The organism is Chitinophagales bacterium, assembly GCA_020635995.1.
In the GTDB taxonomy this organism is placed as follows: Bacteria; Bacteroidota; Bacteroidia; order Chitinophagales; family UBA8649; genus JAFMKE01.
In genome coordinates this window covers 22,957-34,765 of sequence record JACJYS010000011.1, presented here as the reverse complement: position 1 = coordinate 34,765, position 11,809 = coordinate 22,957, and the positions used below count along the sequence as shown (strand labels likewise).

Here is an 11,809-nt window from a genome sequence, read left to right as displayed (position 1 = left end):
CAAAATAGATTAGGTTATTTTTGCATTAATGATTGATATAATATGACTCAAACTGCTGTTCATTGACGAAATCTAAAAGTTTTTGATAGGTTTTTTCATCATAAAAATTATTGTGCCATAAAATACTCAAAACACAAGATTCAGCATTATTCTTAATAAAATTAATAGTCGCTAAAATCATATCTTCATTGTTGGAAATGTTGAGATAATAATACAAACTGCTATCCATTACATTGAGAGGGAAAACAGTAAAATAATATTGTTTTTCAAGTACTGGATTGTAGGGCTTAAAAGGTAATCCGTAGGAATTTCTAAACCCTAAAACAGTAGAAAATCCGAGTGAATAATCTTCTTGAATTTTTGAGGCTTCAATTTTCTCAAAATCTTCTTTTACATTAAATTTTAGATAATGAAATCTTAGTTTATTTGTCGGTAGTTTTGTTAATTCTTCATCTATAGTATTTGAAGAAATACTTTTGTGCAAACCTATAATATGATATTCACTTTTGTTTATTTTATGTAGGCAATTTTCAATGTACCCGTCAGTTAAATTATAATCGGCATTTTTAATTTTTTTGTATTCGGTTTTACCTTTTTCCGTTAAAAAGAAAAAAGTAGAATGTACTTTATTTTTTTGTTCTTGTGCTATAATTTGTTCAATATTTTGCCAATTATCTTTACCTTTTAGTTTATTAAAAGCAGTATTGCTTATTTGAGTTAAATCTATTTTTTTTATTGCAGTTTTGGTTTCGTCTTTCCAAGCACTATTTACAAAATCAATATCGTGGCTTAAAATATATTCTGATTTTTTTAAAGGAATTTTTTCTCCAAAAAGTTGCCAAGCTATTTCTTGAAAATATTGTAAAACTAAATTTTTTGATGCACAATTAAATTTCTTTTGATAGCTTTTTTCAAAGTCAAATCTATTCAAATGATCTTCTACATTTATACAATATTCTTGCAGGCAGTTTACCATATAAAAACAAGTAGCCAAGTAGTCCGGTTTGTTTTCTACAATTAAAAGTGGCTCTGAGCTAAACCATTTGTCGTGGTTGTAAATTTTATTTTCAAGCAGAAAAACAAACTTTTGAGAAACCTTTAAATTGTTATTGTGGTTTAATCCAACGGTAAAAACTCTTTTTTTAGGAGAATAATTATTAAAAGATAAAAAATAATTAAAATTTTGTTGTATATTTAAAATAGCATTCTTTAAAGTATTTGAAAAGGACTTTTCAATTTCAAATTTTATAAAGTTATCTACATTTGATGAAGCCATGAAACTTAAAATTAGTTATTTTTTTTAATTTTGCACTACAAATATAACTGCATGAAAAAACTTTATTTTTCACTTTTAATGTCATTTTTTGTTTTATTAACCGTAGCACAAAGCACGGGAACATTAAAAGGCAAAGTAACAGATGCTAATGGAGAGCCTGTTTTTTCGGCAACAGTTGCCGTAGATGTTTCAAAAGGATGGGCTACTTCAACAGATTTTGACGGAAATTTTCAGTTAGAACTACCACAGGGTTCATATACTGTTAAAGTATCTTTTATAGGATTTAATGAATCTTCAAAAACGGTAAGTATTCAAAACGGAAAAGAAAGTATTTTAAACTTTGGTTTAAAAGCTTCAGAGCAAGTAATAGGAGAAGTGGAAGTGGTTAGCCCTACAAAAAGAGGAATTGTAAAAGAAAAAGAAGTAGTTTCTGTAGAAACCATAGAAGCAGATTTTATACAAAACAATAATATTACTATTGCTTCTGACGCTATAGACAGAGTGCCTGGTGTTACTCTTTTAGATGGGCAAGTAAGTATAAGAGGAGGAAGTGGATATGCTTATGGCGTAGGAAGTAGAGTTATTTTAGTTATAGATGATATACCTTTCCTATCACCGGAAAGAAACGAAATATTATGGGATTTTATTCCTATGGAAAATATTAAAAGTATGGATGTGGTTAAAGGAGCTTCATCAGTATTATATGGTTCATCTGCATTAAATGGTATTATAGCAGTAAACACTAAATGGCCTACTAAAGATAAAGAAACAAATGTGGTACTATCAAGTACATTGTATGATAATCCGCCAATAAAAGAAGGGAAATGGTGGCAGTATGGAGATGGTAATTTTATAGAATCGCCACATGAATTAAGTGTAATGTATTCCCATTTGAGAAAAATGAAAAAAAATATGGATTTTGTTTTAACAGGAGCATATATTTCAAATCAAACTCATATCCAAAGTCAGTATAATCATAGAATAAGAAATGGATTTAAGTGGCGTATAAGACCTGAAAAAGTAGAAGGACTGACTATAGAAGTTGATGCCAATACTTTATATAGAAATAATAAACAGTTTTTTATTTGGGAGAATGATAAAGAAGGAGCCTATAAAGGAGAATCATATCAAGATAAATATTTTAGAGGATATATAGATCCAAAAATTAAGTATTTTTTTAATGAAAATAATCAAATAACTTTTAATAATAGATTTTACTACGATCAAAGATTGGGTAAAGGTTATAAAGGAGAATATAGTGGTATAAAATCTTATCAAGATCTTATGTATAAACGTTTTATTAAAAACAAAGAAAAAGAGATTAATTCTACAATATCTGTTGGGTTTATAAATAATTTTGATAGAATCAAAGCTATCTCCTTTAAAAATTATTCTAGAAAAGGAAATAGCGTTTTTATTTTTAATACAGCAAGTGTATATACTCAAGGAGATTTTGGTTGGAAAGATTTAACTTTAGCAGCAGGAGCAAGATTTGATTATGTTTCTTTAGACGGTAATAAAGCAGCAAGTAAACCTGTTTTTAATGCAGGAGCAAGTTATGAAATTTTAAATAAGAATTTTGTACGTTTTGGTTTTGGACAATCATTTAGGATTCCTTCTGTTGCAGAAAGATTTGTTACAGAAAAAATAGCTTCAACAGATGATTTTGGAGATATATATGCACTACCAAATCCAGATATTAAGCCAGAAACGGGTTTTACTTATGAATTGGGATATAAACGAGTATTGAGATTCCCTAAATATGAAGCAACAGCAGATGTAGTGGCGTTTTATCAGTCGTTTGATCAAATGACTGAATTCCTTTTTGGGTCTTATCAAAATCCATTAGATACTAATGAATATAGGTTAGGTTTTCAAATGAAAAATATAGCAAAAGCTAGAATTTTTGGGTGGGAATTAAATTACAATGCAACACATAAGTTTAAAAATGTTGATTTTTCATATATGATAGGCTACACCTATAATTATGCGGCAGATGCCGGAATTGATACAACGCTTACAAAGTTTACTAATGTATTTACAAATGCATTTAAAGCTTTTAAAATTAAACCTGAAGAGTATGATGCTTATTATAGTAGAAATGAAAAAAATATAGTGTCAAGTATGTTAAGGTATAGATTTAGACATGTTTTAAAAATGGATTTTAATATCCAAATAATAAAGAAAATAAATATTGGAACAAACATACGATATTATGGCTTTCTTGATAATGTAGATCCTGTATTTAAGCTAGCAATACCAGGTATAGATGAATATAGAAATTCTTTAAATTATAAAGGAGAATTTGTTGTAGATGTACGTGCCAGTTATCAGTTTAACGAGTTGTTTAAGTTGGGATTTATAGTAAAAAATATAGCCAATAACGCCTATCAATTACGCCCTGCAAAAATGGATGCTCCACGTACTTTTAGTTTGCAAGGGAATTTTACTTTTTAAAATATTTTGCATTTAGTATAAATTATTCAAAAAAAATCTTAGTTTTATAGGCTTAACTAAATTAACTAAGATTATGTACAAATCTACACTACTTTTTTTGTGCTTATTTATACTAATTTCTGGCAAATCGCAAGATAATGTAAAATTTGAAAACTCATATTGGGAATGGGTTGAGGGTTCAGGAATAACAGATAAAAGATTGGATGAAGTAGCTCCTCATTTTCCAAAGCCAAAAGATTACAATTTTGACTTAAAAAAATATGAAGAAGCTATATTCAAATGGCAAAAACTTTATTGTTTTGAATATGAAGCATTTGTTAATGCCCCCGAGCTAACAAAATTAAATCCTTATTACAAAGGATATCAAAACATAATAGATATGCCCTATTTTATTATGCCATTGGAGAGTTATGAGAAACCTCTTAAACCGGAAAAGTTTTCAAACTTTGAAGATGAATTAGATTTTGAGCTAAAACTACAAGCTTGGTATTTTGTTTTTAGTCCAGAGGAATTCAATCATATATATAGAATAAAACCTGAATTTCCGAGTTGGTTTAATGCTGAAGTTTACAGAAAAGCTATAGTGGATAAAATAGAAGCTACAAAAGAAGCAGAGAAAAAAGGTTTGAAACCTGACTACAATTAATAACCCTACTAAATTAACTACTAAACGATACAAATATGAGAAAGTTATTACTTTTTACATTATTGATTTTTAATTCTTATTTATTTGCTCAAACATATAACGATGGTTGTATGGATGTTAGAATAGTCGCCACAAGAGCATGGAACGAAGAATATGAAGATCCTTTTGCTAATGATGAATCTAACTGGCAGTGGTGGTTTGCTGACTTAGGAGATGTTGACGGAATGGGATGGCGAGGAGGTAATTGCTTAGCCCAAGGAGGAGCATATCAAATAGGCTGGTGGAATCATACAGATGTAACCATTTTAAATACTTCTTATGGAGTTGCAGGGGCGAACTCTTATGATGTACCTCAGTTTTTTAGACTAAGAGGACATTATGAGGGAGATGATTGTGGTGGTTCTTGCGACTATTGTACAAGTAATCCTTTTGATAATGACGATTATAGATATGATGAAGTAGTAGGAACGTTAAACTATAGATTTGCAGGTCCTAATACTAATAATTATTTTCAAGCTTTTACAAATTGGCATGGTAGTTCGGATTATGGAGGAGAGTTTTATGTAAGATATACATCTCCAAGACCTAATGTAACAGCTAGTACCACTCAAATTTGCCAAGGAACTTCTACAAATGTTACTTTAAGTTTTACTGGAGCTATTTTTGGAGGGAGTTATGTAGTGTATGATGGAGCTACTATAGTTTACAATGGTATAGCTTCAAGTACCACTTTAAGTGTTAACGCTACCAAAACTTATAGAGTTTATACAAGAAATGGAGGTGTAAACAGCAATTGTTATTCAACAGTACAAATAATAGCTACGAACTGCGATTTTAACTGCGTAACAAGTACAAGTACAGCTTGGAATGCTTCTTATGACGCATCTTCAGGAACAAGTTCAAGTGTATCATTTACTTCTCCGGGAAATTTCCCTACTAATTCATATATAAGTGATGTTAACGTTAGTATAAGTTTCCTTAAAACGGATGGGACATGTGCGGCTCCAGCTTCAGGTTCTGCTTTTCATGGTGAGACAGTTTTTAGAGTGAATAATTCTACTTTGGGTAATGTGAGCTTAGTAGATAGAAATTTTATAGGTAATACAGCATTAAGTGCACCAATAACAATTACCTTTGATGAAGATGCTACAAACTCTGTAGTGGGGCATAATGTTACAAATGCAAGCAACGGTCAATCATTAGATCCTGTTGGAAACTTGAACAACTATGATTGGGGTTTAATTTCAAGTACAAGTAATTGGTCAATTTTTGGGGGAGATGCAATAAGTGGTGATCCATTATGCACTTATGGTTATCAATTAAATGTATGTGGGTGTAAGACAGCTAATTATGGAATAGCTACGGTAAATGGTAGTAGTTCTACAATATCTATATGTGGTGGTGGTAGTGGTACAATTACGCTTAGTCATAACGGTTCATCTAATGGCAGTATGTCTAATAATGGATATGGAGATGAATTAAGATGGTTTAGTGGCTCGTGCGGAGGAACTTATGTGGGCTCAGGCATGAATTTAACCATTCCTAGCCCTACTGTTGCAACCACCTACTATGCTTCATTTTATGTTGATGGACAACCTTGTAGAGGTGTTAATTCTTATTGCGAAAGTATAAGCGTTAATATAACCCCGGCAACAGTTGCGGGAACAATTACACCTGCTACACAAACTATTTGTCAAAGTTTGCCTCCTACTAATTTAATTTTATCGGGGCATACTGGCTCAGTATTAGGTTGGCAATATTCATCAGATGGTGCAACATGGGTTACAGCCTCCGGCACATCTACAAATCCTAATTTTTCGCCAGTAGCGTATGCAAATATTGTGGGAACTCACTACTTTAGAGCTGCTGTACAAAATGGTGGTTGTAATACTGAATTTACAGTACCTGTAGAAATGATAGTTAAACCAAATCCAAGTTCTGGAGCTATTAGTTCTTTAGTTACGGAAGTTTGTACGGGAGAATCATACTCTTTGAATGCTAATGGTTATACCGGAGATATTCAATGGCAAGTTTCTACTATTAATAGTACAACGGGTTTTAATAATATTTCAGGAGCAACGTCTCCATCTATAGGGGAAACAATCACAAATGCAGGACCGGGAGTTATTTCAAGATGGTATAGAATTGCTGTTACCAATGCACCTTGCGTACCTATCGTATATTCTAATGTTATACAAATAGACATTAACCCTTCTACTATTGCTGGTACGGTAGATGGTCCAAATGATTCTGTATGTATTAATGGTAATCCGGGCGTATTGACCTTAACAGGTTATGTGGGAAGTGTTACTTCTTGGCAACGCAGTATAAATGGTGCAGCTTATACCAATATTATTAATACAAATGATACATATTCGCCTGGAGTATTAAGTACTGTAGGTACTTATGATTTTAGAGCAATTGTAAAAAGTGGCACTTGTTCTCCAGATACTACATTGCCATTTAGAATTTATGTAATTCCGGCTACAACAGCTTCTATTTCTGGTGCTGATTCTGTATGTTCTGGAAATTCTGTTACATTAACAGCTACTGCATCGGGAGGAACAGGAACTTATACATATCAATGGCAAAGAAATGGAGTAAATGTTGGAACAAATTCATCAACATTAAATACAGATGCAGCTCTTACCGCTGGAAATTATTCTTATACCGTTATTGTGGGTTCTGGGCCATGTGCTGTTACTAGTGCGGCTCATCAATTAACCGTATTGCCAAATCCTCAAATTACAAATGTTTCAAGTACGAATTTGACATGTTATAATGTAAATATCGGTACAATAAATATTACGGCAAATTCAGATTCTTTTTCAATAGATAGTGGTCTTACTTATGTTGGAAATAATAGTTTTACAGGTTTGCCGGCAGGAACTTACTATGTTGTTGTTAAAAATGCAACAGGATGTTTTAAATTCTTTAATGGAAATCCGGTAATTATAACACAGCCCGATTCTATAACTATTTCATTTAACATTGTAGAACCAAGCTGTGCTACCTCTAATAATGGGCAAATTACAGTAAATGCAGTTGGAGGAACTCCAGGGTATGAATATTCAATAAACGGAGGTTCTTATCAAAGTGGTAATACATTTAATAATCTATCTGATGGAATATATACTATAAGAGTTAGAGATAACAATAACTGTGTATATTCAAAAGATACCACACTAACAGCTCAATATACTTTTGCTCTTACTACCGATTCTATAAAAGATATTTCTTGTACAGGAAGTACAGATGGATATGTAGAACTAAGTCCAGTTGGAGGAGTTGCTCCTTTCCAATTTTCTCAGGATAATTCCACATTTGTTTTGGATTCAGTATTTACAAATCTTTCTGCCGGAAATTATACATTTTATGCAGAAGATGACAACGGTTGTACTGCCAATACATCAGTTTCCTTAGTAGAGCAACCACCTATTCAAATAGAATTAGATTCGGTACATCAAATTATGTGTAATGGAGATGCTACTGGAGCAATATATGTAACCGCCTCAGGTAGTACGCCAAATTATACTTATGAGTGGAGATTAAACGGAACAGTTATTTCTACAAATGATGATATTACAGGCTTAAGCGGTGGAACATACAATTTAACGGTATCCACTTCATCAAGTTGTGTAGAAAATTTAGATGTAACATTATTAGAGCCTACAGCATTAAGTATTACCGCAACTAACGTAACAGATGCAAGTTGTAATGGAGCGACAGACGGAAGCGTACAAGTAAGCGTAACAGGTGGCACACCGAGCTACACTTATGCGTGGGTGGACGGCACAAGTAATCTAGTATCAGCGACACAAAACCTAAGCAATGTAGGAGCAGATAGTTATACCTTAACAGTAACAGATGCCAACGGATGTACAGCAACAACAACAGCACCAGTAGTAGAGCCGGCAGCTTTAAGTGTAAGTACGGTAACAAATGACCCGAGTTGTTCAAACAGCAATGACGGAAGCATAACGGTAAATGTAACAGGAGGCACGGCAGGCTATATGTACAGTTTGAACAATGGAGCACCACAGGGAAGCAATGTATTTAACAACCTAAGTGCAGGAAGCTACACCATAGAAGTAGAAGATGCGAACGGTTGCACTGCTACAGGAAATGCCATATTAACAGATCAATATACATTCAGTATAGCTATAGACTCACAGTTTAATGTAAGTTGTTCAGGCAATAATGATGGTTATGTAAGAATAGCCAACACAGGAGGCACATTGCCAATAAGCTATACCATAAATGGAACAAATGCCCAAACGAGCAATGAGTTTACAGGCTTAGGAGCAGGCTTATATACCTTTGAAGCAACAGATGATAATGGCTGTAGTGCAACAGTAAGTACAACGATAACAGAAAATCCACCGATGACATTAAGCTTAGACAGTACAAAAGATGTAAGCTGTAATGGACAAAACACAGGAGAGATACATGTACACGCCACAGGAGGAGCAACACCATATAGTTATAGTGTAAATGGAGGAGCAGGACAAGCCACAGGAAGCTTCACAGGCTTAGCGGCAGGCAGTTATAATGTAGTAGTAACAGATGTAAATGGATGTGCACAAAGTTTAAGTGCCACAATAACACAACCTACACCGTTAACCGCCACTGTAACGAACGTAACAGATGTGAGTTGCAATGGAGCGACAGACGGCAGCGTACAAGTAAGCGTAACAGGCGGCACACCGAGCTACACTTATGCGTGGGTGGACGGCACAAGCAATCCGGTATCAGCGACACAAAACCTAAGCAATGTAGGAGCAGATAGCTATACCTTAACAGTAACAGATGCCAACGGATGTACAGCAACAACAACAGCAACAGTAGTAGAGCCGGTAGCTTTAAGTGTAAGTACGGTAACAAATGACCCAAGTTGTTCAAACAGCAATGACGGAAGCATAACGGTAAATGTAACAGGAGGTACAGCAGGCTATATGTACAGTTTAAACAATGGAGCACCACAGGGAAGTAATGTATTTAACAACCTAAGTGCAGGAAGCTACACCATAGAAGTAGAAGATGCGAACGGTTGCACCGCTACAGGAAATGCCATATTAACAGACCAATATACTTTAAGTCTATCTGTTGCAAACCAAACAAATGTAAGTTGCTCAGGGCAAAATGACGGAACAGTTACTTTACAAGCTACAGGAGGAAATGGTACAATTACCTATACGATTAATGGTGCTAATCCTCAAACAAGTAATATTTTTACAGGATTGGCAGCAGGCTTATATACTTTTGAAGCAACAGATGCCAACGGCTGTAGTGCAACAGTGAGTACTACAATTTCCGAAAATCCACCGTTAGTAATTGCTATAGATAGCGTTATAAACGAAACATGCGGAGGAAATAACTCAGGAGCTATTTATGTAACAGTAACCGGTGGCGATGGAAACTATACTTACAATTGGTCAAATAGTACTTCTCAAGAAGATTTAACCAATGTAGGTGGCGGAACTTATACATTAATAGTAACTGACGGAGCAGGATGTTCTGCCACAATTACTCAATCTATCTCATCTCCGGCATCTTTATCATTAGTAGTTGCAGATTATTCTGATATAACTTGTAATGGAGCAAATGACGGTTCAGTAGATATTAGCGTAGCAGGAGGAACACCTCCTTATAATTTCTCTTGGAATACTACAGCTACTACAGAAGATATTGAAGATTTAAGTGCAGGAACATATACAATTGTTGTAACCGACCAAAACGGATGTACAGCTACAATTTCTCAAACAATTGCAGAGCCAGTAGCATTGGCAGGTTCTATTACTACAACAGATGTTGCTTGTTTTGGAGATAATTCTGGTACTGCAAGTGTAACAGTAAGTGGAGGAACAGCCCCTTATACTTATTTATGGAATACTTTTGAAACTACATCTTCAATATCCGGTTTAAATGCAGGTATAGTTTCTGTTATAGTAACAGACAAAAATGGTTGTCAAATTACATTAACAGATACAGTTCACGGACCACTTTCTGCGTTAAATATTAATTTAATCAGATTAACTCATGTTACTTGTTTTGGAGGAAGTAATGGAGAAATAATAACCAGCGTTTCTGGTGGAACACCACCTTACACTATAAGTTGGACTCCTGGAGGAATGACAACTCCTACAGTTTCAAATTTATCGGCAGGAGTTTATGTAATGACGGTTACAGATGCAAACGGATGTGTTGAAACTGCTTCATATACCATTAATCAGCCTTCAGAAATTATTACCACAGTTAGTGTTACAAATCCGGGATGTGCAGGAGATGAAACAGGAATGGCATTAATAGGTGCTTCTGGCGGTACATTGCCTTATACATATACTTGGAATACTACACCTCAGCAAACAGGTGCTTTAGCTAATAATTTAGCAGGAGATACATCTTATATTGTAGAAATAACTGATAGAAATGGATGTACGGTTTACGATACAGCTGTATTAGTAAATCCTATTGCTATGGAGGTTTCAACAACTACACAAGGTGTTACTTGCGAGTCAAATTCAAATGGAGAAGTAGCAGTGATTGTTACCAATGGCAATCCACCATTTACATATCAGTTAAACGGTTTTATGCAAACAGATAGCGTATTTGAAAACTTAACTGAAGGTACTTACGTAGTAAATGTAATAGACCAAAACGATTGCTCTGCATCGGCACAATTTGATATCGTTACCTTAGCTACAATGGAAATAGATTTACAAGGAGCAGGGTTAGACAATATATTTGTTTCAGACGAACTATATATTGTTAGAGGAGAAGATGTAAGTTTATTAGTTGACGTACTTAATCCGGGCGTGGGCATTTCTTCTATACATTGGAGTCCAAATAGTGGACCAAATGCAGTTGACACTTCAAATTGTGGTACGCAACCATGCTATGAAGCCAATGTGCAACCGGTAGATTATGTTACCGTAATAGTAACAGCTATAGATACTAATGGATGCGAAGCATTTGATACCTTAAAAATCAACGTAAGTCAAGAGCCATTAGTGTTTATGCCTACGGCATTTTCGCCAAACGGGGATTGTGTAAATGATAATTTTGAAATAAATATATTAGGTGCCAGCAATTTAGATGTGAGAATATTTAACAGATGGGGCGAAGAAATGTTCTATAATGCAAATCAAACCAATGGTTTAAATAATCCTAATGATATTTATGATGAATGTATGACAGGTAATACAAATCCGAGAGGAGCGTGGGACGGTACTTTTAATAGCAAACCAGCTCCAAACGGTGTTTATGCTTATCAAATAGAAGCTACATTGTTTGACGGAAGTAAGAAAACAATAAGCGGAACAGTAACGTTAATTAGATAAAATAATATTCAACTTAACAAAAATGCCTCTAATTTTAGAGGCATTTTTGTTTTATAAAACTTTATTGCCAATATTTTGTTTATAAAAGTA

Annotated in this window: 4 protein-coding genes; 3 read left to right on the top strand and 1 reads right to left on the bottom strand. The window is 34.0% G+C overall.

Annotated features, from left to right (window positions below; translation table 11 throughout):
• Positions 1 to 25: 25 nt before the first annotated feature.
• On the bottom strand, positions 26 to 1,276 hold the full coding sequence (locus H6578_12255; GenBank protein ID MCB9227925.1) for a hypothetical protein: 1,251 nt from the start codon (positions 1,274 to 1,276) through the stop codon (positions 26 to 28).
• 51 nt (positions 1,277 to 1,327) lie between these two features.
• Between H6578_12255 and H6578_12250 the strand changes: the two genes are divergently transcribed.
• From H6578_12250 to H6578_12240, 3 genes are all read left to right on the top strand, one after another.
• Entirely contained in the window at positions 1,328 to 3,733 is a 2,406-nt protein-coding gene (locus H6578_12250; GenBank protein ID MCB9227924.1) for a TonB-dependent receptor, read from the top strand.
• A 73-nt stretch (positions 3,734 to 3,806) separates the two neighbouring features.
• Positions 3,807 to 4,379, top strand: a complete 573-nt coding sequence (locus tag H6578_12245; protein ID MCB9227923.1) for a hypothetical protein — start codon at positions 3,807 to 3,809, stop codon at positions 4,377 to 4,379.
• 35 nt (positions 4,380 to 4,414) lie between these two features.
• Entirely contained in the window at positions 4,415 to 11,719 is a 7,305-nt protein-coding gene (locus H6578_12240) for a gliding motility-associated C-terminal domain-containing protein (protein ID MCB9227922.1), read from the top strand.
• The last annotated feature ends 90 nt before the right edge of the window (positions 11,720 to 11,809 follow it).